The sequence below is a fragment of the Marisediminitalea sp. genome, from assembly GCF_984433645.1.
On record NZ_CFIDRX010000020.1, the window covers coordinates 1 to 25097 of the forward strand.

20 protein-coding genes are annotated in these 25097 nt (G+C 49.1%); 10 read left to right on the forward strand and 10 right to left on the reverse strand.

Translation table 11 applies throughout. The features are described from left to right. Positions 1-198 precede the first annotated feature (198 nt). Together AC4MRN_RS04610 and AC4MRN_RS04615 are read left to right on the forward strand one after the other, a co-directional pair. The gene (locus AC4MRN_RS04610) at positions 199-702 is read left to right on the forward strand and encodes a hypothetical protein (protein ID WP_491202627.1); all 504 of its coding nucleotides are present in this window, start codon (positions 199-201) and stop codon (positions 700-702) included. A 390-nt stretch (positions 703-1092) separates the two neighbouring features. Beyond that, complete coding sequence (locus tag AC4MRN_RS04615; RefSeq protein WP_491202628.1) at positions 1093-3549, forward strand: S8 family serine peptidase; 2457 nt, start codon at positions 1093-1095, stop codon at positions 3547-3549. A gap of 93 nt (positions 3550-3642) precedes the next feature. Here AC4MRN_RS04615 and AC4MRN_RS04620 read toward each other — a convergent pair whose 3' ends face one another. The 6 genes from AC4MRN_RS04620 to AC4MRN_RS04645 form a co-directional block, all read right to left on the reverse strand. Further along, entirely contained in the window at positions 3643-4269 is a 627-nt protein-coding gene (locus AC4MRN_RS04620) for a response regulator (protein WP_073325111.1), read from the reverse strand. After that, positions 4266-4967, reverse strand: coding sequence for a sensor histidine kinase (locus AC4MRN_RS04625; RefSeq protein WP_073325112.1), 702 nt, complete (start codon positions 4965-4967; stop codon positions 4266-4268). The genes AC4MRN_RS04620 and AC4MRN_RS04625 overlap by 4 nt, the downstream gene beginning before the upstream one ends. After that, positions 4964-8116, reverse strand: coding sequence for a protein kinase domain-containing protein (locus AC4MRN_RS04630; RefSeq protein WP_491202629.1), 3153 nt, complete (start codon positions 8114-8116; stop codon positions 4964-4966). Before AC4MRN_RS04630 ends, AC4MRN_RS04625 begins: the two co-directional genes overlap by 4 nt. 34 nt (positions 8117-8150) lie before the next feature. Beyond that, a complete protein-coding gene (locus tag AC4MRN_RS04635) occupies positions 8151-8993 on the reverse strand; it encodes a GAF domain-containing protein (protein ID WP_491202630.1) in 843 nt (280 codons plus the stop codon). Positions 8994-9009: 16 nt separating this feature from the next. Next, the gene (locus tag AC4MRN_RS04640; RefSeq protein ID WP_490402330.1) at positions 9010-9843 is read right to left on the reverse strand and encodes a DUF6689 family protein; all 834 of its coding nucleotides are present in this window, start codon (positions 9841-9843) and stop codon (positions 9010-9012) included. Positions 9844-9923: 80 nt separating this feature from the next. Further along, on the reverse strand, positions 9924-12401 hold the full coding sequence (locus AC4MRN_RS04645) for a S8 family peptidase (RefSeq protein WP_491202631.1): 2478 nt from the start codon (positions 12399-12401) through the stop codon (positions 9924-9926). Between the two features lie 232 nt (positions 12402-12633). On the opposite strand from AC4MRN_RS04645, the gene AC4MRN_RS04650 reads away from it, so the two are divergent. The 5 genes from AC4MRN_RS04650 (at position 12634) to AC4MRN_RS04670 (ending at position 18063) form a co-directional block, all read left to right on the forward strand. Continuing rightward, entirely contained in the window at positions 12634-13800 is a 1167-nt protein-coding gene (locus tag AC4MRN_RS04650; RefSeq protein ID WP_491202632.1) for an AAA family ATPase, read from the forward strand. A gap of 15 nt (positions 13801-13815) precedes the next feature. Next, positions 13816-14505, forward strand: coding sequence for a 2-phosphosulfolactate phosphatase (locus AC4MRN_RS04655; protein WP_491202633.1), 690 nt, complete (start codon positions 13816-13818; stop codon positions 14503-14505). Positions 14506-14635: 130 nt separating this feature from the next. Beyond that, positions 14636-15694, forward strand: coding sequence for a chemotaxis protein (locus AC4MRN_RS04660; protein WP_487966436.1), 1059 nt, complete (start codon positions 14636-14638; stop codon positions 15692-15694). A gap of 13 nt (positions 15695-15707) precedes the next feature. Next, positions 15708-16760, forward strand: coding sequence for an aldo/keto reductase (locus tag AC4MRN_RS04665; protein ID WP_155013562.1), 1053 nt, complete (start codon positions 15708-15710; stop codon positions 16758-16760). Between the two features lie 139 nt (positions 16761-16899). Next, the gene (locus AC4MRN_RS04670) at positions 16900-18063 is read left to right on the forward strand and encodes a Na/Pi symporter (RefSeq protein WP_491202634.1); all 1164 of its coding nucleotides are present in this window, start codon (positions 16900-16902) and stop codon (positions 18061-18063) included. 103 nt (positions 18064-18166) lie between these two features. On the opposite strand, the gene AC4MRN_RS04675 is transcribed toward AC4MRN_RS04670, so the two are convergent. Further along, positions 18167-19330 (reverse strand): DcaP family trimeric outer membrane transporter, encoded by a 1164-nt coding sequence (locus AC4MRN_RS04675; protein ID WP_490402335.1) that lies wholly within the window; start codon positions 19328-19330, stop codon positions 18167-18169. 276 nt (positions 19331-19606) lie between these two features. Here AC4MRN_RS04675 and acs point away from each other — a divergent pair, with 276 nt between their 5' ends. Genes acs through AC4MRN_RS04690 form a run of 3 tightly spaced genes read left to right on the forward strand, consistent with a single transcriptional unit; the run spans position 19607 to position 22739 of the window. Then, the gene (gene acs / locus AC4MRN_RS04680; protein ID WP_491202635.1) at positions 19607-21553 is read left to right on the forward strand and encodes an acetate--CoA ligase; all 1947 of its coding nucleotides are present in this window, start codon (positions 19607-19609) and stop codon (positions 21551-21553) included. A gap of 12 nt (positions 21554-21565) precedes the next feature. Then, positions 21566-22210: a response regulator gene (locus AC4MRN_RS04685; protein WP_073325123.1), complete on the forward strand. Its 645-nt coding sequence runs from the start codon at positions 21566-21568 to the stop codon at positions 22208-22210. Positions 22211-22250: 40 nt separating this feature from the next. Then, complete coding sequence (locus tag AC4MRN_RS04690) at positions 22251-22739, forward strand: GNAT family N-acetyltransferase (RefSeq protein ID WP_491202636.1); 489 nt, start codon at positions 22251-22253, stop codon at positions 22737-22739. Here AC4MRN_RS04690 and AC4MRN_RS04695 read toward each other — a convergent pair. The 3 genes from AC4MRN_RS04695 to AC4MRN_RS04705 all read right to left on the reverse strand — a co-directional run bounded on the left by AC4MRN_RS04695 (position 22731) and on the right by AC4MRN_RS04705 (position 25097). Then, positions 22731-23339 carry a hypothetical protein gene (locus AC4MRN_RS04695; RefSeq protein ID WP_491202637.1) on the reverse strand — a complete coding sequence of 203 codons (609 nt, stop codon included), beginning with the start codon at positions 23337-23339 and terminating at the stop codon, positions 22731-22733. The genes AC4MRN_RS04690 and AC4MRN_RS04695 overlap by 9 nt on opposite strands. 362 nt (positions 23340-23701) lie before the next feature. After that, on the reverse strand, positions 23702-24562 hold the full coding sequence (locus AC4MRN_RS04700) for a hypothetical protein (protein WP_491202638.1): 861 nt from the start codon (positions 24560-24562) through the stop codon (positions 23702-23704). Positions 24563-24650: 88 nt separating this feature from the next. Then, positions 24651-25097: an ATP-dependent zinc protease family protein gene (locus AC4MRN_RS04705; RefSeq protein ID WP_073325127.1), complete on the reverse strand. Its 447-nt coding sequence runs from the start codon at positions 25095-25097 to the stop codon at positions 24651-24653.

Here is a 25097-nt window from a genome sequence, read left to right on the forward strand (position 1 = left end):
CTGAAAAAGGTCGCGCAAGCGGCCTTTTTTGTTTTTTGTATTCAAATTCCGACACTATATCTCTACTAAAGCCACCAATGCGCTTTATCCGTCAAAATAAACCACGCTATTTTGCCAACTAGGGGTAAACCCCTATACCGAAACCTCCCTTCATTGTCTAAATTTAAAGCAACCTTTCAACAGTATCCGAGGTGTGAGATGAAGTCTGTTGTTTTAATGTCGCTATTAATGATGTCTGCAAGCGCTACAGCTGGAGTGATTAGGTATGATTTTAATACTCAAACATTCAGCGATGCTCATAGGATTGGCGGCTACTTTGTTTACAACGATAGTAGCAATGCATTGCTTGATTTACTTGTTGCTATGGATGGGCCCACATATTCGTTCAATGCTGGGATAGCGGATTTGTCGAATACGGATAGTTTCTCGTTTACAACCGACAATTTGATATTTGGTGATAACCCAGACGAAGGTTTTCAGGTCACCGTCGGTGAAGTGAACATTCTTACCGGGCAGTTCGGCTATGGTTCAAACGATACCTGTTATTACGATAACGACAACATGTTCTGTACAGACGGGTTGTTTCAGTTAACGGCAACGGTACTCGAAGAAAATACACCTGCGGTGTCAACAACCGGCTCTTTGGGCTTGCTGTTGGCTGGGTTGGGCGCGATGGTTGGATTAAGACGTCGCCGTAAATAGCTCTCATGAAGGAGTTCTCGTGTTCCTCTTCTTCATTTTAGCCCTCAGTTTGAGGGCTTTTTTTTGCCTGTTTTTTAACTCGTCATTTTTTCCTTTCCGAAATCCTGTTTATTGGGAATGTTGAGTTTTGCTGTTTACTGTTACAGAAGCCCCTATCAATAAAATAGGTAACGAATACCAGCAGCACTGCTGGTGTTCAGCCATTCCAGCAGCGTTGAGATATGTTCATTAAAATTGGATGAAGCGTCATGATCGTATCGTCACCTCCAACCCACACTCAGCGTGTTAATTAAATGTAAAAAATAGGCGCGTTATAGGGGGAACTCCCCATAGAGGCAGTACAGGTTTTGCTCAATACTAAACCCGTAACCATGACAAGAGGTGAAGATCATGAAACTGTTAAATCGTAAAACTCTGTTAGCTTCTGCAGTAGCGCTTGCGCTTCCTGCTTCATTCGTAAACGCAAAGACTTTCGACGCTGACCTGGCTGCAAATCTTGCCGAGGCTCCAACCGAACTGCATCAGGTAATTGTTACATTTAACGGTAACGGCGCACCGACAGCAGAACAAATTAATGCACTGACTGAGCTGGGCATTGGTACCGGTATCAGCATGCAAAGTATGCCAATTGTAGGTGTAATGGCCACTAAAGCGCAGGTTGAAGCGCTGTATCAGCGAGACGACGTTGTTTCGGTATGGAACAACGACGAGCTGACATTTGAAAACTATGAATCAACGCAAATTACTGGCGTGAAAGCTATGCAGGCAGATCAAAGTCTGCGTAACAATGGCATCCCATACTCTGGCCGCGGCATTGGCGTTGTGGTTAACGACTCAGGTATCGATGGTACCCACGGCGACCTGGCTTTCCCTGACCATGTTGTACAGAACGTACTTGCACAAACTAACCTTGCCAGCTTTAGTGGTATTCTGCCGGTCACTTATCAGGAAGACGTTATCAACACCGATATCCTGGGTGGGCACGGTACGCACGTAGCGGGCACAGTAGGCGGCAATGGCGCAATGAGCTCTGGCTTACATGCTGGCGTTGCACCGGGTGCCGACATTGTCGGTTATGGCTCTGGAGCAGGTCTGTTTATTCTGGACACAATTGGTGGCTTTGACTACGCGCTGACACACCAATTTACCTACAACATTCGCGTAATCTCCAACTCATTCGGTAGCACCGGTGATGTTGGTACAGAATTTAACCCTGACGATCCGACAAACATCGCAACCAAAATGTTGGCTGATCGCGGCGTAATTACCGTGTTCTCAGCGGGTAACTCGGGCTCTGGTGAGTCAACGATTACCGGGAACTTCAAAAAAGCGCCTTGGGTCATTACCGTTGCCGCTGGTGACAAAAACGGCGAGCTGGCTGATTTCAGTTCTCGTGGTGTTAGCGGCAAGGGTGGAGAAGTCGTTGTCGATGGTGAGGTCTACACTTGGGAAGACCGCCCAACTGTTACCGCTCCGGGTGTAGATGTCATCTCGGCACGCGATTCTCTATCCAGTTTAGGTGCGTTAAGTGCGACAGACGATGCAGAAATGATCGAACCGCAGCACTTGCCGTATTACACCGTATCAAGCGGTACGTCTATGGCTGCACCGCATGTGTCAGGTATTGTCGCGCTGATGCTTGAAGCTGACCCAACGCTGACCTGGCGTGAAGTGAAGCACATTGTACAAGAAACCGCTACACCTATGGCTGCTCGTGAAGCCTGGGAAGTAGGTGCAGGTTATATCAATGCGCATGCTGCTGTAAGAGCGGTAGTTGATGGTGTTGATGTGTTTGGTGACACAGTGAAGAAAGATCGTGAATTCAACGGCTTTGCGAACGTTACCGAAGGCGATGCGTTTACTTTGGAAGCGACCTATCTGCCGGTAGGTGAGTCACCAACCGAGACCTTTGAAGTAGGTGGCGATGTATCGATGGTGGTAGCCAGCGCCTCAATCGAAAACGCTGTCGCATTCGTTCTGGAAGATCCTGACGGCAACCGTTACGGTTCTGGTATTGGTCTACCTGTGCTTGGCTCTTCCGTAGGTACATCTGCTCCAGGCATGGCAGGAACGTGGAAATTATATGCTCGCGGCATTGGTAGCATTAGCGGCGTATCGGTAGATCCGCTTGGTGTGACCAACGGTGTAGGTATTCCAGGCACGGTAGAAGTTAATATCCGTTTGCTGGAAACGTCTGGCTTCTCAGGTATCGATGACGCGGTAGGCCATCCGGCACAATCGTTTATTGAAAATGTAGTAAGCAAACAGCTGATGGATGCTCGTAGCGATGGCTTTGCGCCGGATGCCCATCTGACTCGTGAAGAGCTGGCCGACACATTGACACTGTCTGCAAATCTTCGTCAGGCGCAAAACGGCAACGTATCTCAGTTTACTGATACAAGCAGCAGCCACTTCAATGCAGCGATTAACTCTGCGACAACGAAAGGCGGCGTATTGTCTGACCTTGAGATGACAGACGCTGCAGTTATGACTGACGCAGGTTCTGGTAGCTTCAACCCGCAGGGCACAGTTAGCAAAGAAGACCTGGCTTACTCTCTGGTTCAGGCCCTTGGCCTGGAAGCCGAAGCTGCAGCATTTGACCCGGCTGATACTGTAACAGCAATTGTGTTCGGTGAAGCGATTGAGCTGGAAGATTCACACTTGATTGCACCAGAACTACGCGGACATGTTCAGCAAGCACTGGCTGCAGGTCTGATGACAGTAGAAGTATATACCACGCAGGGGCCATTTGATTTTGAGCCTACACTCCATGCCCGCTTTAACCCAGCGAATGAAGTGACTCGTGGCGAAGCAGCGTTCTCAGTAACGAACTTCAATAACTTGTAATACCCGCTCCTCAACGATGACCCATTCTTGCAAAATAGTTCATCGTGTACCCCAAAGGCCAGCTTAGCTGGCCTTTTCCTTTTTAGGGGAAGGCTATTCCAGCAGGCCAGCTTTGCCTGCCAGTCGGATTAGCTCAGCTGAACTGCTTACATTCAGTTTCTTATAGATATTGCTTCGATGGTTTTCAGCCGTTTTCAAACTCATGGTGAGTAATTCGGCGATCTGCTTGCTGGTATTGCCTGCGGCGACCAGAAAGAAGACTTCACGCTCGCGCCGGGTCAAGGCGGTAATAGGGCTTGCACGGGATGGTTTCTCCTGGTCGCTGCCAGGCTGAGCAGCTATGAAGGCGGTCCGGCCGTGATAAATACTGCGGATGGCGTCTATCAGAACATCGCTGGATGATTCTTTTAATACGTAGCCTTTGGCACCGGCATCCTGCATTGCCTCAATGTATTCGAGTTCGTTGTGCATCGACAGCACCAGAATCTTACAGTCAGGACGCTGGCTAAGTAGTTTATCGATAGCCACCAGACCGCTCATCTTTGGCATGGAGATATCCATAACAACAACGTCGGGTCGGAGTTTAATGACCTGCTCGATGAGTTCGACACCATCGCCGCATTCACCAATAACATCAATGCCAGGGTCGGCATTTAATACCTGGCTAAGACCTTGTCGCATGAGTACGTGATCGTCTGCCAGCACTATTTTTATTGTCATAACGCTACCGTTAATGTGATGTGTGTGCCTTGCTGGGGGCGAGCCTGTATCGTTAACTCGGCATCAAATGCACTGGCCCTGTCCAACATGCTGGACATGCCTATTCCCCGCTCTACGTTTTCGCTGTCGAAACCTACGCCATTATCGATAATATCTAACCGTATTACCTGATGATGCTGGCCAAGGTTGAGTGTAATTGTGTCGGCCTGGCTGTGCTTTAATGCATTCACCAATGCTTCCTGTGCAATACGGAACACCAAAATTGCCCGCTCTTTAGGAATATCACTTTTCAGGGTGATATCACAAGCGTAATTCATATCCTCGGCGGCAAACAGGTTTCGGCAAAGCCATTTAAGCGCGGGTTTCAGGCCTAGATCATCCAGAATGGTCGGACTCATCATACGCGACAACTGACGCACATCGGCCAATGCCATTTCGGCGATATCGTGTAATTCCTGAAATTGCGGATCGGTGTCAGCTATGCCTTGCAAACGCCGGGTGAGCCCTGTCAGTAACTGGCCAACTCCGTCGTGGAGTTCTCGCGACAAGCGGGCTTTTTCACTTTCTTGCTGGGCCCAGAGGCGACGCGCCAGTTCACGTAAATTGATTTGCTCTTCGTCAAGGCGGCGTTTGAGTTCGTCCTGCTGCTGCCGAATTCTTTCTATCAGTGCGGCCTGCTCGTCATCGCTGCGTTTCAAAAGTAGTGGGCCTCGTATTGTTTTGCCTGAGTTTCACTGAGTTGGCTGAGCCAGTTCTGCAGTGCTAATCGCTGTTGTTGCTGAGAATATTCGTCGGTAAAGCGCGTCAAATACAGATGATTACGCCAATGCTCAGGGTGACCCTGAAGCTGCGCTTTTAACTTTCTGAGTGCCTCGATATCCAGCTCACTGTTTAAGTATAGCCACTGCATGTAAGACTGGTAGTAAATTGGCTTAGCCAATTCGTTCGCCCTTGTCATTAGCTTGCTCGTTGGTGAGAGTCGAAGTCTCTCCTGCAAATCTAAGAGTACTTTTAGCTCTACCGTAAGCGGGATCTGACCCAGAGGCAGGTTGTCGATAAAGGGCTGTAATTCACTTCTGTCTACTTGCCCCACTTCAAGTGCTAAGGCATTAGACAGCCAGCCAAACACCGTGGCGTACTCGAGCATATCATCGGAAACCAGAGGCTCCACAACGCTGAGTTGATTAGCCAGGCATTGCCAGTCTGCAATGCGCAGACACATCTCGCCGTGCCACAAATACACTTCTATCAGTGCGCGGCTGTCGTTAGAGGTTTCGGCGAGCTTATGCGCTTCGTTCACATTTCGGGTCGCTTCAGTGAGCTTGCCCTGTGCGAAATTCAGATAAGAGTAAAACAGCTGGTTTATCATCTGCTCCTGGGTTTGGCTCGGCGATATGTTTGTATCCACCTTAATGAGGTGTTTCGCTGCCGCGCGCCGGTCGCCTTTCACCATACTCATTAGCGCCAGGTTTTGGTGAGTGCGCATGAGATGCACCTGATCGTTAATGCGTTCGAACTGGTTGAGCGCCTGATTCCAGTAAATATCAGCCAGTGAGTAATCACCCAACAGAAAATGCATGTAAGCGACGTTCGACATACTTTCGGCCTGTTTGGCAGTGTCGTCCAGTTGCGTGCGCAAATCCAGCCCCTGTTTGTAGTATTTCAGGGCTTGTTGATATCGCCCTTTCTCTTCGTACAAAAAGCCAAGGGTATCCAGAATATGTGCTTGTTTAGCAATGTTACCAAGCTGACTTAACAGCATCGACGCTTCTTGCAGCGCGGTCTCTGCTCTTTCAAAATGTCCGTTAATCGCGGCCACATTGGCCAGATTGGCCAGTGTTGTCGCCCTGTCTTCCGGCACACTGTCGGCGTCACGCAGTGCCAGCGCATCACTGAAATAACGCTCGGCTTGCGGGTAATCAGCCAGGCGCAGATGCGCTACACCGAAGGCATTTAAAATTAACCCCTCAGCCAGGGTATCGCCGAGCCGCCGGGCAGCTATCAACGCCTGTGTCAGCTCTTCGGTGACCGCGTGATTGATATCGCCCTGAATGATTTTTAGGCGACCCAGCTCGAACCACAACTGCGGGTTGTTCTGATTAATGGCCAGCGCTTGCTGATACAGCGACATGGCTTTGCGCGGGTCGTCTGCCCACTGGGCAATTTGTGCACCCAAATAGAGGACTTCGGTATGCTTTGGATAGAGCGATAACAGACGATCACTGGCTTGCACCGCAAGATCAAGATCATCGGTGAGCTCGGCTTGCAGGACTTTGCCGCGCAGTTGCCAGTACTCGCTGCTGTTGTTAAGTGCAAATAACGCCGACAGCTGTTGTTGTGCAGCGCTGTAGTCTCCTTTTTGCAATGCCAGTTCGGCACCTTTCAACCAGCCACCAGGGTAGTCAGGGGATTGCTTTTGCAAGCGTGCAATGTGTGCTTCGGGGGAAATATCAATTGGGTCGTTAATGGCTGACGCAATGTTGTCGAGATAACTTAGATCAGGAGCGGCTCCGGGCTGATTAATTGCATTGAGTAATAGTTCAGTGATTTGCGTACCCATGGCGGCAACACCTTCGCCCAGTGCATCGTTTTTCACTGTCCGGCTCACTTCAAACAGGTACTGGTTGGCAGGCATCAACACACCCGCCACGGAGACCTGATATTCTGAGTCTGACAACGGCGCTGCATCTAACAGTAGCAAAATATCGAGACCCAGTGTCGTGCTCAATGTAGTGCGGTCATCGGCAGATTGGACCGGTGAAAGACCGAGATTGGCGACCAATTGTTCTATTGGCCTGCGCTCCGCAAGCGCAATGCTGTCTGACGCTTCTACCGGGTAAGAGAGTAAGTTGGCCAACAGGGTAGTTGGGGCATAGGTTTGTTGTGTAACCAGTCCTACGCGCAGGGTTTTATCAGGTATAGCAACCGACGAAGGCCAAAACAAGCTTGCGGCCAGGGCGACCAACACGACCAGTAATACACCACTTACCAAAGGCCATTTTACCTTTGAAGAGGAGGCTTCTTGAGTGTCTTTGGCATTGATCATATCGTGCCAGGCTGTCAGTGCATCATCTGTAGACGGACGCTGGCTGGCATGCTCATGGGTTAATGAAGCCAGAAAAGCATGTTGCTCGTCATACCAATGCTGGGGTGGCTTTGTGGCATCGTTCTGCGTTGGTTTGACACTGTCGATGATGTGTTTCAGCACAATACCGACACTGTAGAGATCGGCGGTCTGGCTGGTAATGCCGCTATGCAGTACTTCCGGGGCAGCATATTCACTGTGCCCACTGGTTTGAGGCTTGGGATGGCTATGTTGCTGACCAATACCGAAATCGATAAGCACTAAGTCATTGTGACTATTGATCAGCAGGTTATCGGGTTTAATGTCGCCATGAAAAATCCCCTGGTGCTGGCATACTGCAATAGCATCAAGCAACTGGCCTGCCCAACGCTGGTATTCCTCTACCGAAACGGGTCGTTGTATGCGGGCCAGTAAAGGTTCGCCTTCGATCAAAGACATGGTGAAAAACAGCGAATGGTTGTCGCTGAATACATCGTGTACCCGAACAATATTGGGGTGTTGTAATTGGCGGGCCAGATTGACTTCGTGGCGGATTTGGTCGAGTTGTTGAGGCGCGCTTAATTGAGTGGGCAGCAGTTTTATGGCGACGTCTATTTCTAGGAGCTCATCGAACACCTGATAAACATGACCCTGCGCCCCGCCACCCAGTTGTTTTTTGATGGTGAAGCGATTGACCAGCTGTAAGCCTTCGGGGAGCACCCGAACGTCGTGCAACTGCTGAGTTGCAAGATCCTGTTCGTTCGTAACATCCGAACCCGACACGTACCCACTCCTACTTTGCGCCTGTGGCGCATCGCTAAATTTCTGTCACTAAAGAAATATTATGTTCTATGGAGTGGAATAACAAACGTAATGACAACATATTTGCAAGTAACTGTGTCAACTTAACGTCCGTATGGGTGAAATATTGCCTGCCCTGGGTGTTATCGCCATAAAGTACGCCGATAACCCGGTCCTCTGCAATGACGGGCACACAGAGGGCTGCCTTCAGCCCGTATCGAATAACACTCTGTTGTGCACTGAACTGGTGATCTGCTTGTAAATCACCAACCGCCACTGGCTGGCGGGTTTCTATAGCATGTTTTATTACGGTACGACTTCCGCTGAACTGCTGGGTATCCATCCAATCTTCATGGCCAATAGCAGAACCGATATCCTGTTGCTCGTCGAACAAGAGTAATGCTGCGCGCTCACAGCCCAGTGTCTGTGTCATCGAATGACGAGCAACGTCGAGCATCGATGAGGTATCGTGAGATTGGTAGATGGTCTTTTCAAACTGGCGCAGTTGTTGTTTACGCCAGAAGTAAACACTGTCCTGTTGAGCGAGGTCGCTCATACTGAGGCGTTTTAACTGACAGGGCACCGGGCCGAGAAACATCAGGGTGTTGTCTGGTAAGGTTTCATGTTTCACTGCTCTACCACCCACAAAACAGCCCGTGCTGCTGGTGTCGTCGATGGTCCAGTTAGAAACATCGTTATCTGCATCGGTTTTAATCGTGGCATGAATCCGCGAAATTTGAGGATGTCTGATAACAATATCTGCCTGACTGGAACGCCCTAATTTGTAGGACGTTCCTTCAAACATCAGGTGTTCTGTTATAACACCCTGTTCATTGGCATAAGCAAGTTGCAACGGCATAACATGATGTCCGGGATTACAGCGTTCGCAAACTAAACCGCAAGGTATGTAGCTTGGTAAGTAACTCGCCTTTCACGTTAACCAGGTCGTCAGAAGAGCGCCATACATCGGCCATAAAGTCACCGTTACAGCTTTCAACCAAGTCGATCAAGGTGTCGACCACACTCAATGCAGCGATGTAGTCGGCATTGGTGATGTCGTCCTGCAAGAAGTTAAGCTGGGCGTTCAGTGCCGACATGATAACCGGCGAAATTTGCGAAGAATGGTCGGCAATAAACTGTTCTATCCGAGCGAATTTCGTGTCAATAACGTTTTCGGGGATACGCAGGTCCATTAAAATCATAAAATCAGAAAAGCTACCTGTGTTTCCGCGAGAACGGATACTGCCTGCGGCGGTGAGCTGAGTAATATCCTCAAATTCGCCGTTGGCATGCGAGCGGAAAATACGTAGTGCCGGGTTAAAATGTAATGCTTTGGTGTATATCTCTACCATTGCCATGCCTTCGAAGGCAAAACCGGCATCCGGCTTCGGCGAAATAGAAATTACCACCGGGAAACCGCTTGTTGCTGTCACAAGTGACGACGGCAGGCGGTTAACAATGGATAAATCGGTAGGTAACAGAAGCTCTGCGCTAATGTCGATGTTGCTGGCGTTCAGGCCCACGGCGTTATCAAATTCAACTTTAATATCGACTTCAATAGCGTTAGTAAGCGCAATGGTGGCTTCGATTTCGTTATCGTCAAACGACAACTGCTGCGGTAGCACAACCTGTGCAAAGCTAAGTGGTGTAAACAGCACAAACGCTGCAACAAAACCTTTTATTGCGCGGGGTAGGGTAGAGTACTTCATTATATTTACCTCTCTTGACTGTTTAAAAATACACCAATATTTCCACTCCTTCAAGAAAAGGAGTGGAAATGCTTTAGACTTTAGTTGTAATAGTAGTCGAACATGCGACCCGCTAATACAGCATAGTGTGCTCTGGTGATTTTCGTATCAGGCGCAAAGCTTGCGGTGATAGTCGGTTCCAAGGCAAATGGGCTTTGCGTTACGTCGAAGTGAACGTTAATCAAAGACAGGTTAATTGCCAATTGAACGTAGCCTTTCAGTTCGTCAGGAATCATGTGCTGATCTTCCAGGACGATCGTCTGGCCTTTGTAGTCCACAACAATGTCGTTAGCAGGGTCGAACGCTTCTGCTGCTTCCTGTAAACCCAGCATTTGCACCATGGCATAGCTCAGGTCTGTTTTGTCCATAGTCGCGAAGGCGTTAACCTGACCTTGTGCGGCGTCCAGCAGTACAGGGTTCTGAGTACGTATGTCGTCTTTCAGAGCGCCACCGTTCACAGAGACTGATTCAACAAACGGCTTGTCTGCCCCCGGTGCTGATACACCTGGAGTAGGCTCGTTAAGCAGGTCACGGTACTGACGAACTGCTCCGCCCATAACGGCATAGCGAGCAAAGTCTTTTACACGCAGATTGTTGTTTGGCCAGAAGTTACGACCCAATGAGTCCATCAGACGGTTGCTGATTGCAAATTCGATGGCACCTTGTTGAGGATGACCGTCAATGTCGTCCAGGCCGTCATAACCACCGCTTACTTCAAAGCTAACGGTTACATCAAAATTTTCCGGTAAGCCTGGTCCGTTAGTAATGCCCAATGGGTCAGCCTGGACACCTGAAAGCGAGGTTAAGCCGTACACATACACACCCCAGGTTCCCGCCATGCCCGGCGCTGAAACACGCATGTTTTCAGATAATACCGGCGTTGTCAGGTTCCCGAAATACTCGTTTCCGTCCGGGTCAACCAATACCAGTTTAGTCAGGTTCGCTAGCGTATCTGCAGAAGCTTTAACTACAGCAACGTCCTCACCAACTTCAAAGGTTTGTATGTCAGGTGCACCCACTGGTGAGTAGAACAACTCAACATTCAGTTCTTCGTCAGCGGCTGACACAAGCGCATTGGCATTGAATGTTTTACCTTCCAGGTTATTGACGGTCACTTTATGGTTCATGTCATAGTTAAGCGCAGCGGCTACAGCTGAACGCGCGTTAACGTATCCACCACCTACTTCCCAGCGCTCATAGCCAGGCATGTTAGTCGCCGTTTCCTGAAGTAACTTTTTGATGGTCAGGTTGTCCAGATTTGGGTTCGCTTCCAGCATCAGTGCAATAATGCCTGACACGTGCGGGGTGGCCATACTGGTACCTGAAATCATGGTGTAAAATGGCACATACTGCGTTTCGATTGCGTCAACGTCCGCGTCACCACCATTTGATACAAGGTTAGTCGCTGAGCGTGTTGAAATAATGTCCACACCGGGAGCGACAACGGTAACGTCGTTGTTGTAAGTCCACTGGGTACCATCAGGCATAGTGAACTCGCCGGATTCGCCTTTCAGACCACGTGAAGAAAAGCCAGCCAGCTTGCCGAATTTGTCACCGGCACCAACAGAAATTCCCCATGGAATCTGTGCATATGGGTTGTGAGAGTCTTCACCCGGACCAGAGTTACCCGCAGCAAACACGCTCATGATACCCAGCTTGTGTGCTTTGTATGTTGCAACTGAAACAGGACCCAGTGGATCATACTTGCCACTAGAACCCCATGAGTTGCTGATAATTCGGATCGGGCTGTCATACTCGTAGACGTTGTTGATGGCAAAGTCGAAGCCACCCAAGGTATCCAACAGCAGTACTGCGCCACCAGAGCCATAGCCTACAAGGTCGGCGTCAGGTGCAGCACCAACATATTTACCATCAGACATTGCACCGTTACCGGCAATTGTACCGGCTACGTGAGTACCGTGACCCGAGTTGGTATCCGTGTTTACCTGGCCAGTAAGAATAAGGCCTTCGGTAACACCGGTAAGACTCAATGCTTGAGCGTGCGTTAGAGCCTGAACGTTTTCAACAACAGTATCGCCGAAGAAGTGGTCCTGGTGAGAAGCGTCGATACCTGAATCGTGCACCATGATTGTGACGCCTTTACCGGTATACTGCAGGCCGTTACGCTGTTCGAAGTCAGTGGTCTGTAAATCTGCTACGCCGGTAATTTGTCGTGCATCGGCGTTGTATAGAGTCATTTCACGGTTTGCAAACACTGAGCGCACACCATCCATTGCAGCAATCTGCTCGATTTGAGCTTTGTTCGCTACCACACCGATTATCGGCAATGATTTGAATTGCACACCTTCGGTGATGCCAAGGCCTAAAAGCTGTGTTAATTGCGCTTCAGACAGTGGTTCCATCTGATCGTAAGTTACTACAGCCATTACTGAACTTACTGCGTCCAGAGTGGAAAGCGTTGATTGCATTTGCTCGCCAATGTGGGCGTCAGCAATTGCCTGGCTGGTTGGGGCTGCCAGCATAGCAGCGGCCAGTGTAGTTAGAGCAAACTTCTTCATAACGTACTCCTGCTTGGGAATTTTTTTGATCACAACGATTTGTGATGACACAGGTTTAGTTTGACTGGCTGAGTTTTAATCGGATATAGGGGTTTCACCCTAGATAGTGGTGAGTGCAAAAATATTACCTAATTTATGTGAATCCTCGCTCTGCTTAGGGTTAGCAAGCCAGCTATCTCAAAAACTGATAGACTTTTAGCCTACGAACGATCCGGAACAATTGGGTGCTATTTTGCTAAATACGCTGGCAATCACTAATTACCGCTCATTGCAGGATATTGTTGTGCCATTAAGTAACCTGAATTTGCTTACCGGGCCAAATGGCAGCGGAAAGTCAAATATTTACAGAGCGCTAAGACTGTTGGCAGAAACCGCACGGGGCGGTGTTATCAGCTCTTTGGCTCGCGAGGGCGGACTGGATTCCACATTTTGGGCTGGCCCAAAAGTTATCTCTGCGGCCATGAAGCGGGGTAATGCAGCTATACAAGGCACACATGATAATAGTCGTAAGCGGCTAAAGCTTGGGTTCGCGGGCACAGAATTCAGCTATGCGGTAGCGCTTGGCATTACGCCACCGGTACCTTATCCAAGCGCTTTTAATTTGGATCCAGAAATTAAACGTGAAGCCATATGGCAAGGAGAACTTTATCGCCCTGCATCGTCATTGCTAGAACGTAAAGATAACCTGGTCAAAATTCGGCACGCCCGGAACTGGAATGTCATTTGTCAGCATCTGCCAATGTATGAAAGTATATTTACGCATCTGGCAGATCCTGGTCAGGCTCCTGAAGTAATGGCTCTGCGGGAATATATCAAGCAGTGGCGATTCTACGATCATTTCAGAACGGATCAGGAGGCGCCGTCTCGGTTGCCACAATTGGGTTCAAGAACCCTGGCCCTGAGTCACGACGGTGCCGATCTGGCCGCTGCGTTGCAAACCATTATTGAAATTGGTGACGGAGAGGGATTAGCAAAGGCTGTTGATGAGGCGTTTCCCGGCGCAACGTTGAATGTTCAGGTTACCGAGGACGGTCATTTTAGCGTGTTATTCCGACAACAAGGGCTCTTACGCCCTCTAACGGGCAAGGAACTGTCCGACGGGACACTGCGCTTCTTACTTTGGGTCGCAGCGTTGCTCACGCCCAGACCTCCAGCATTGATGGTAATTAATGAACCTGAAACTAGTTTGCACCCTGATTTACTGCCTGCGCTTGCGAACCTGATCGTCAAGGCTTCAGAATCAACTCAGGTATGGGTGGTCTCTCATGCTCCTGTGCTTATCAATCTGCTACAGCGAGTCGAGGGGTGCAATGCCATTCGCCTGCAGAAGGAGATTGGCCAAACCCTTATTACAGGTCAGGACAGATTAACTGCACCGGCCTGGAACTGGCCAACTTAACAGGAGTGTAGGATTATGAAAATCGTCGTTTCAGATTTTGTTGAGGGCGCGCAAACCGCCGAAGGGGTTGTGGTCATCATTGATGTGTTTCGCGCGTTTTCGGTGGCCTGTTATTGCCTGGCACAAGCCCCGCAGCAGATTATTGCGGTGGGAGCCATAGAACAAGCTCTCGAACTTAAGTCTGCAAGACCTGAGACATTGCTGATTGGCGAACGTGAAGGGAAAAAACTACCGGGATTTGACTTTGGGAATTCGCCCACGGAGCTGGCCTCTGAGGCGTTGCAGGGAAAGTACATTGTGCACACAACCCATGCCGGCACTCAGGGGTTAGTCAATGCAAAAAAAGCAAAAATGGTGCTAACGGGCGCTCTGGTAAATGCCAAAGCCACGGCTGAATATATCCGCAGTATACGCCCCGAGGTAGTGACCTTAGTGAGAATGGGGTGGAAAGCGGAAGAAAACACCGAAGAAGATGATGTTTGCGCGCAATACCTGAAAAGCTTGTTACTAGGCGAGCCATGTGTGCCAGAAGATATCAAATCGCAATTGCTGGCATCGCCCTGTGCTGCGCGCTTCCTGGACCCCGACCAACCCTGGAACCCGGAGTCGGATTTGCACCTTTGCCTGGATATCGATCGGTTTGATTTTCCTGTTGAGGCTTTAACCAGACAAGACGGTACGGTGGAGCTTCGCCGGGTGACCTGAAGCGCCATATATCAATACGAGTATTTTTTAACGACTTGTCAGCACGACCAATAATGCCTGGCTTGCTGTCATGGAAATGACATCTTTGTGAGATAGCGTCGGTCCACTGCGCAACACGTTAGGGCCTGCTATGAAATGGGATTCGATTAAATTTCGCTTATTGTTTATGACTGCTGTATGTGTGCTCGGCATGACCTTGCTGGTGGTGAGTCAGCATTACTTCAATCGAGCGTTACTGGGCCTCAGTGAGCAGCGCGAAGAACTGCAGGAATTAAAACAGGATTTGCTGCAACTGCGGCGTCATGAAAAAGACTTTTTGCTGCGGAAGAATCCCGACTATTTAACCCAGTTTCGCGTGCAGCATACGCAGTTTGTTAGTGCGTTAAACGGTTTGGATGACATAGTAAAATCCTATCAGCTACCTTCATCGCTGGTGGGCGAAATTGCAGAGAGCACTCAGGCTTACACCGAGCAGCTCTTTAAACTCGTTACCCTTATGAAGCAGGTGGGACTGACGCCCAACGAGGGCCTGAATAAAACGCTGTACCGCCATGCCGAGAATCTGTTTATTCAGGGCCAGCGATACGAGCCTCAGCTACAGGTCGAGTTGTCGAGATTGCAATTTCTTGTGGTTGATTATCAGCACACTCTGCGCGCTGAATCTTTAACGGAACTGACTCAGCTTTCTCAAGCCATTACGCGCTCGAATCAGCTGTTGCAGGAAGATCAGCAGTTAGTTAATGAGTACATTAATACGCTGGGGCAGTGGGTCGCTCTGCGGCAACAAATCGGTCTGCAGGCGTCGCAGGGGCTAAGAGGGCAGTTCCGTGAGCAGGCACATAATGTCGAAGCTGCACTACAGCGGTTGGATGACGCACTATTACCGGTTATTGAAGCGCAAAAACAACGCGCTACTTTATTCGGTTCGGGTATTGCCATTGTGACATCAGTCGCACTGATTTTACTGTTAGTCAAAAGTTTCGCGACCTTTCACCGGGCATTTGCTAACTTTATGTTGTTCTTTTATCGCTGTAAGCGACAATACCAACATATCGACTCCCGTAAACTGGGATTTTCAGAGTTTCGGTCGTTAGCCGAACTGGCAAATGAAATGGTTGAGTCCCGCCGTCAGATAGAGCGGCGTCTCGCCAAGGCGGAGCAACACGCATCGACTTCGCCTCCTGATTAAGCAGAGGTTAAACATGCAATACGAGTTATTGGGTAGCAGCGACTTACGCGTTTCCCGCGTATGTCTGGGCACCATGACATTCGGCATTCAAAATACACAACAAGACGCCAACGAACAGCTCGACTGGGCCCTCGACCAAGGGATCAACTTCATTGATACCGCCGAGATGTATCCGATTCCGCCAAACGAACAAACCTACGCGGACACTGAACGTTTTATCGGAAACTGGCTGGCCGCCAATCCGCAGAAGCGTCAGGATATCGTGTTAATGACCAAGATCGCCGGCAGCGGTATTCGCTATATTCGCGAGGGGTCTGAGATTTCCGCTGCGACCATTGAGCAGGCCATCGATGCCTCGTTACAGCGTTTGCAGACTGACTATATTGATGTGTACCAGTTACACTGGCCTAACCGCACATCGCCACATTTTGCCAAGCACTGGCCGTGGCGTACTAATCCCCGAAATACCGATGTAGCAAAAGAGCGTGCTGGTATGCGCGACATCGTTCAGGGGATCGGTAAAGCCATCGACAGCGGCAAAATACGTCATTGGGGATTGTCTGATGATACGCCGTGGGGCATTCACACCTACCTGAACCTGTGTGAAGAGCTGGGTGTGCCCAAGCCGGTATCGATTCAAAATGAGTTCAGCCTGTTGCATGCCAAAGACTGGCCGTATCTTATTGAAACCTGCGCGTTTGAAGATGTCGCCTATTTGCCTTGGTCGCCACTGGCAACCGGGATGCTTTCGGGTAAATACCTGAATGATGAGCGTCCGAAAGGCAGCCGCTGGACCTTCGTGCAACGTCAGGGATTATTCCGCAATACGGAAACTGCGCATGAGGCCACGGCGCGGTATGTAGAAGTCGCACAGCGTGCGCGTATTACCCCGTCTCAATTGGCATTAGCCTGGGTGAATCAGGTGCCGGGTGTAACCTCTACCATTATTGGCGGCACAACTCTTGAGCAGTTGAAAGAAAATGTGCAGGCCTTTGATATGACGTTGTCTGACGATACCCTGCGTCAGATTCAGCAGGTAATGAAGCGTTATCCTATGCCTTTTTAGCCTTGCTAGCGTACTTTTTTGCTGACTGAAAAAAGCGCGCTTGTAATTTGCCCTGTCCGGTGTCTCCTGACCGGATAGGTTCATGTAAATGTCATACTCTCTGCGTAGGCTGATTGCAAACTAGCCACACTGTTTGCTTATGAATTCGCCTACGCTTTCTCCCGCCGTTGATATTACGGTTGCGCCTCAACCCCAACGCTCTCAATGGGCGGTATTGTGCGTATTGATTTACTTTATGCTGCTGGCCGTGTCTATTATTGGCAATGGCTTCAATACCATGACGTCAGGCCACGCCGAAGGGCTGTTTGAGTTTGCCAGCCATCCTGTGACTGGCTTGATCATCGGTATTTTAGCAACCGCCCTTATTCAGTCATCCAGCACGGTTACCTCGATTATTGTGGCGATGGTCGCGGGAGGACTGCCTATCACACTGGCTGTGCCGATGATGATGGGAGCCAATGTGGGCACCAGCATTACCAATACGATTGTGAGTATGGGGCATATTCACGACAAACGGGAATACGAAAAGGCCTTTCAGGCAGCCACTATTCACGATGTATTTAATGTTATGGCGGTGATTATCTTTCTGCCGCTGGAAGTCCTCTTTGGCATACTGGAGCACATAAGTGGCTGGCTGGTGAGTTGGATGCATAGTGATACCGCAGTGGCTGTGGGGGGCTTTAATCCCATCAAGGCTGTTACAAAGCCGGTGAACGAGCAGTTGCAGTGGTTGCTGGGAGACTTATCCAACGGTTACGCGGGCGCTATCATGATTATTCTGGGTATCGGGCTAATTGTTGCGTCGATTACGTTTTTGGGACGTATTATGAAAGCGCTGATGGTGGGGCGTGCGAAGTCATTGTTGTACAAGAGTATCGGTAGAGGGCCCGTTTCGGGCATTGCTTCAGGCACAGCGGTGACTGTGCTTGTGCAGTCCTCGTCGACAACAACATCGTTGATGGTACCTTTAGTCGGCAGTGGCGTACTGACCGCCCGTGATATCTACCCGTTTACCCTTGGCGCAAACATTGGCACCTGCATTACGGCGTTGATTGCGGCATTGGGTATTACCGGCGTAATGGCAGAGCCGGCATTGCAAATAGCGCTGGTGCATTTGGTGTATAACGTATTGGCCGTTGCCATTATTTTTGGCTTACCATGGTTACGCGAAATACCGCCGGTATTTTCTGCTGCGCTTGCAAGACAGGTTGCCAAACGGAAAATACTGGGGGTGATGTATATTCTCGGGGTGTTTTTCGCGTTGCCTTTCGGTTTGCTGCTGTTGTCTGGTTTTCGTTTATAGCACGTATAAAAAAGGCCACGTCTAGCGTGGCCAAATTGGGAACAACAGAACATAACCAGACAGTCAGAGTTGAAGAAAACTGACCGTCTGATTAAGCGTAGTACTAAAACGCGTATTTTGCAGAAAATTGTACGCGACTCATGTCACCTTCCAGTCCGGCGTCTGTTTCGCGTTTCGCATAAGCGTATTCAGCACCTACCGTCATTGTTTTAGACATTGAGTAAATGTAGTTTACGCGGGCGCTGTAGGTTTTGTCGGTGTAGTCACCCATTGTGACTTTGGTTACCTCATCAGCATCTGCATCAAAGGCAGAGAACATGATGCTTGAACGCGCTTTGTCGGTCCACATGTGGCGATACGCAACACCATAACCGGTCGATGCGATCGAGGATAATTCACCAGTTTGGTCGTTATACACTGCACCTTGTGCAGCATTCAGGGCTGCATAGCGACCAAGGCCGGTACCAGTAAAGAAGGTAAAGCGAATGTCGTCAGTATCGCTTAACTTCACTTTACCGGTAACAGAAACACCCGCGCCGGTATCAGACGCGTCAATATCACCTACGTTGTAGGCTAACTGGCGGAAGATACCCGCTACTTTTACATGCCCCCAGTCCTGTTTCATTGTGTAGGCCGCAATGATATCCGGCACAGAGTTGTCGTCGGTTGCTCCTACACCTACTACGGTGGTTTCAGGGTTTTCTAATGCCACTTCCAGACCGCCGTGGGTATAGCGAACCATGACCTGACGGCCAAAGGTAATGCCATCAGTGGTACCAATAAAGTCCAGTGACTCTGGTAACGCACCCACGTCCATGAACGTAGTCCAGGTTTGACCCACCAGCCAGTTTTTATATTTCAAAAATGCGTGACGCATACGAGGTAAGTAAGAGTTACTAATACGCTCGTTGTCGTAGTCGCCTTTAGTCACCATGAAATCAAATTCTAAAACACCTGTGATGCTGTCATCGCCGTCTACCGGGGTATTCGTTGTCAGGCGGAAACGCGATTGTCTGGCGTGAGCGTCGAATCGACCGCTGATATCATCGTCTGCGCTGCCAACGGCAATGGTTGACGGAACGTAAAAATCACGATTAAGCGGATGACCTTCACCGTTCGAGTAGTCGCTGTAGATACCATCTACTTTGATGTAGCCTGTGTATTTAACTTCAGTCGAGCCCAGTGAAGCGGCATTGGCTGATGCCATGGTTAAGCCGGTTAATGCCAGGGTAACGGCGCCGGTAACTTTTTTTAATGTGTGTTTCATGTTTTCTCGTCCCGTTTGTTTAGGAATTGGATGATTAGTAAAAAAAGTGTAAAAATGTAGTTAACGACTCTTAATTTGGATGAGTTTAGAACAATTGCAAATAAGCGGATGGTCTATAAGACGAAAGTCGTAACATTGAGGGAGTAGTTCTTCTTAACTAAATAGAAATTTAGCGCTCGCTAAGACCAAAGTCTCATTTTGCTTTGGTCAGGAAAAGCTACATTGATCTACCAATACATATCACTGTAATTTATTTGAAAATTGGAGGCAATTCATATGACTGCCAGCAAGATTTATCCGGTTCCGGAAAGTATCAAAGCGTCGACTCATTTGACCCAGGAGCAATACGATCAAATGTATAAGCAGTCTGTCGACGACCCAGAGGGGTTCTGGGGTGAATATGCCAGTACGCTGGATTGGTACACAAAACCAACAAAAGTTAAAAACACCACCTTCGATCCCAGTACAGTATCGATTAAATGGTTCGAAGATGGCGAGATTAATGCCAGCTATAACTGTATCGACAGACATTTGGCTGAGCATGCCAAGAAAACCGCGTTGTTCTGGGAAGGTGATTCGCCGGAAGACAGTGAAGAAATCAGCTATCAGCAACTGCACTATGAAGTATGTAAGTTAGCGAATGGCCTGAAAAAGCTAGGTGTAGGTAAAGGCGACCGTGTTGCGGTTTACATGCCAATGGTACCTCAGGCTGCTTATGCCATGTTGGCATGTGCGCGCATTGGTGCGGTTCATTCCGTTATCTTTGGTGGCTTTTCTCCTAACGCCATCGCCGACCGCATCAACGACAGCTCTGCGAAAGTCGTGATTACGTGCGACGAAGGTCGTCGTGCTGGACGCAGTGTTCCGCTGAAGGCCAACGTAGACCGTGCATTGGCGAATGGTGCGTGTCCATCTATCACAAACGTTATCGTGCACAAGTTAACCGGTGGCGACGTAGAGTTTAATGACGATGTGGATGTGTGGTGGGATGCACTGGTAGAAGACTGTTCTGCCCAGTGTGAACCAGAGGTGATGAACGCAGAAGACCCGCTGTTTATTCTGTATACATCAGGCTCTACCGGCACACCAAAAGGCGTGGTACACACCACAGGCGGCTATTTGTTATACACCGCAATGACCTTCAAGTATGCGTTTGATTATCGCGAAGATGACATCTATTGGTGTACTGCGGATGTGGGCTGGATCACGGGTCACAGTTACATGGTTTATGGCCCGTTAATTAACGGTGCCACGCAGGTCTTCTTTGAAGGCGTACCGACTTACCCTGACGTACGTCGTATTGCTCAGGTTGTTGAAAAATACAAAGTTAACTCACTGTACACCGCGCCTACAGCAATCCGTGCCCTGATGGCACACGGCGATGCGCCGGTGGAAGGCTGTGATTTGTCATCGCTGCGCCTGTTGGGTTCAGTGGGTGAGCCAATTAACCCTGAAGCGTGGGAATGGTATTACCGCGTTATCGGTGAAAGCCGTTGTCCGATTATGGACACCTGGTGGCAAACCGAAACGGGCGGCATGATGATTACCCCGTTACCAGGTGCAACACCGTTGAAGCCAGGCTCTGCGTCACGCCCTATGTTCGGTATTCAGCCTGCACTGTTTGATGCTGAAGGCAATGAGCTTGAAGGTGCAAACGAAGGTAACCTGGTAATTAAAGATAGCTGGCCAAGCCAGGCCCGCACGGTTTACGGCGACCACGAGCGCTTTATCAACACGTATTTCAGTGCTTACAAGGGCGTTTACTTCACCGGTGACGGTGCGCGTCGCGACGAAGACGGTTACTACTGGATCACAGGGCGTGTTGATGACGTACTGAACGTGTCTGGTCACCGTTTGGGGACTGCTGAAATTGAAAGTGCGCTGGTGGCACACCCTAAAGTGGCTGAAGCCGCTGTGGTTGGCTACCCGCATGACATTAAAGGTCAGGGCATTTATGTGTATATCACACCAAACGAAGGTGTTGACCCAGACGAAGCGCTAACCAAGGAAATTCGCGCTTGGGTGCGTACTGAGCTTAGCCCAATCGCCACGCCAGACATGATTCAATGGTCTCGCGGTCTGCCTAAGACACGTTCAGGTAAGATCATGCGTCGTATTCTGCGTAAGATTGCCGCGAACGAGCACGAGCAACTGGGTGATACCTCAACGTTGGCGGATCCGTCGGTTGTTGATACACTCATCGAGGAGCGTCTTAACAAGTAATACGGAGAGATAATGATAACGCTGCTAATTGCCGATGATCACCCTTTATACCGCGATGCGTTAAAGGGCGCGTTATCGTTATCATTACCCGACCTCACCTTGTTGGAGGCCGGGGACCTCACTGCAACAGTCGACATTCTGCAAAAGCAGGATGTCGATTTGTTATTGCTGGACCTGCACATGCCCGGCAGCAACGACCTCTTTGGTTTATTGCATATTCGCAAGCTTTATCCCGACTTACCGGTTGCCGTAGTATCAGGTACTGAGGACGCCACCATCATTTCTAAAATCGTGGGTGTGGGTGCGCTGGGTTTTATACCCAAAACCACCAGTGCCGACGATATTGCCAAAGCTGTTCAGTCAATTTTGGATGGCGATATTTGGTTACCTGAGTCGATCAGTGAAAAAATTCAGGATGTTGACGAAGAGTTCTCTGAATTGGCCGACAAGGTATCAAGCCTGACCCCTTCCCAGTACAAAGTGCTGTGTTACATGCGCGACGGACTGTTGAATAAACAGATTGGTTATAACCTGGACATTGCCGAGGCTACGGTGAAAGCGCATGTTACTGCCATTTTCAAAAAACTCGGTATTAACAACCGCACTCAGGCAGTGTTGATTGCCTCACAGCTGGAACTGGAGCCACCAGTCCAGTAATCTGGAGATCCCTTAACGCTGGCAGGTAGAAGGAAGCCCTGTGATAAGAGATGCTTGCTCGGAAGATGCAGAAGCCATTGCATCGATATACAATTATTATGTTGTCCAAACCCCGGTAACTTTCGAAGAAGAACCCGTCACAGCATCGCAAATGGCAGTCAGAATAGATGATGTTATAGCTACGTCATTACCCTGGATTGTACTAGAGCGGGATTCGATAATTGTTGGCTATGCTTACGCTACAAAATGGAAAGCGCGCAGTGCGTATCGTTTCTCGGTCGAGTCGACGGTGTATCTGGCGCGGCATGCTGTTGGGCAAGGACTCGGAACATATCTCTATCAAGCACTTATAGACAGACTCCGAGCATTAAACATTAATACTGTGGTGGGGGGAATTACACTGCCAAATCCCGCCAGTGTCGCATTACATGAAAAAGTAGGTATGCGAAAAGTCGCTCAATTTGAACGTATTGGTTATAAGTTCTCGGTATGGCGAGATGTTGGCTACTGGCAAATGTGCTTAAAGTGAGCTTGAAAGCGGAGAGGGGTAGTGGGACAAAGCCTCACGGGTTTCTTCAGTTAACAGGGGGTTTGACAGCGGGTGCACCGTTCTGTCCTTTAACAGATTTCTGGCCCGAATATAAAAGTGCTGAGAATAAAGCAGACGCTGTAAATCACCATTTTCATAGAGTCGTTGCAGACCTACTTCGAGCCGTTCAGCAAGTTCCGGCCGGTGCTCACTGACAAAAAAGAACATAGGATTGTGATATTGCAGCGCTATGTGGCTTTCCACTTCAATTGCTAAATCGCGATGCGTACTGAGCTCCTCAAATACCTCATGCACCGCTCTGGGAAAGTAATCTACCATGCCTTTGTCCAGCAACTTGAAAGCACTGCTGTAAACACTGGTCGACACATTAAAACCGTGATACTTGAGGATATCAGTATCCGGCCAGTCACTACCCTGAACTGCGCTCAGTTGCTTTAGCTGGTCTAACGCAATTTCGGTAATAAACAGGGGATTGTCCTGACTGACCAGCAGAACACGGTAACCAAACATTCCTCCGGTAAGTGGGATTCGGATTACATGATGGTGTTGCTCGCGTTCGAAGGTGGTAACTGACCACATTATGTCTGTTCGCCCGTTCCGCAAATTCAAAAATTGACGTTGTTGCGGCGTAGCTGCCGGATTTGCGATTATTTGAACCGGACCGTACTCTGATTCTGTTTGAGCCATCGCGAGATTAAGCAGTGTAACTACATAATGATAGATATCGGTAGTGCCGGGTTCATAATTGGGAATGTAGACGCGGGTGTTACGCGCAGGCTCACTGGCCGATAGGCGTATCGGCAGTAATAAAAAAGAAAACAATGTTAATAAAAACAATCGCCTGAACATGAAAAAACTGGCCCTTTAGAGCAGCTGTCTAATCTGAGTATAGTGAAGGATCGTCATTATTCTATGCCGATAGTCGACAAAAAATGCGTAACTTAACGAAACTTCGCGAGGGCCGCTTTGGTCTCTTCGGTAAGAAGCGGGTTTTGCAAAACGTAAATTTCCCGTCCAAATAGCATTTCTTCAGCGTCTGCATAAAAAGGTTGCTGAGTCAGCAGGGTCAACATCTCGCCTGTGTTATAAAGGGTCGTTAACCCTTTGGTCAGGCGTTCTGCCAGGCGTGGATGCTTTTTGCTTACGAAAAAGAACATCGGATTGTCGTATTTAAGCGCAAGTTGTGGGGCGACGTTAAGGGCAAATTGCGGGTATTCCAATAATTCCTGTGAAACCTCATGAATAGCACGCGGGAAATAATCGACCATTTTGCGATGCAATAGCATATGGCCGCTTCCGTAGGTACCAAGCACGCTAAACTCGTTGAACTGCAGAATGTGAGTGTCTGGCCAGTTGGCGCCCTGAATAGCCGTCATGGCCTTTAAGTCTGGTAATGAAGGGGCGTAATTAAAGCGCTTATCATCTGCGCGCACTAAAAACACCCGGTAGCCAAACAGACCGCCAATAAGAGGTACTCGAACCGGTGTGTAGCGCGACTCACGCTCTTCGCTGGTAATCGACCAGGCGATATCGGTATTGCCATTTGACAGGTTCATCAATTGACGTTGCTGGGGCGTGGTTTCCGGGTTAGTGACTACTTTAAGCTGACCATATTCCCGTTCTGTAACGGCTAATGCCCGAGATAGTAATTCGACAATATAGTGGTAAATATCTGTTGTGCCAGGCGCTGGGCGAGGGATTCGAACATCTTCCTGTTGCACCACTGAGGTGTCCTTTGCATGTGCAAAAGACACGAATAGCGAGACGGTTAGGGTAATAACCCAGATCCTGACGTACTTCACGGCTATTTCTCAGCAATACTTCTTCAGACCAGTATAGCGGATATAACGGCGAGCGCCTGCATTTTAAATATGGCAGGCTTTTGTGCGGTCAGGACGCAGTAGACACGCAAAATTCCAGCCCGGGATCAACAATACACTTGCCAGTCATAGCCTGGCGACCTAATAGCATCAAATAGGTCATTTCTGAACGGTCTGTTAGTGTCAGCTTTATTTTCCAGGCTCGCTTGCCCAGTTCTAACCGGGTTTTTATCACATAGCGTTTTTCCCGGGTAGCGGTGGAGCTTTTAATTTTCTTCTGACTTAGCACTTTATATTCACAACGCACTGTCTTAGCGACGTCGTGGATGTCGGGATGAATATCAAATCGAATCCAACGCTCGTCGTCGCGTTTAAACTCTTCAATGTTGTCAACGTGCAATGACGAGGTCGCCGCACCTGTGTCGACACGCATTGTCAGGTTATAAATGCCTAATTCCGGCAAATTTGCACATTCCAGCGCACCAATTAACTGCTTCGGTTTTTTTGTACCAGCCAT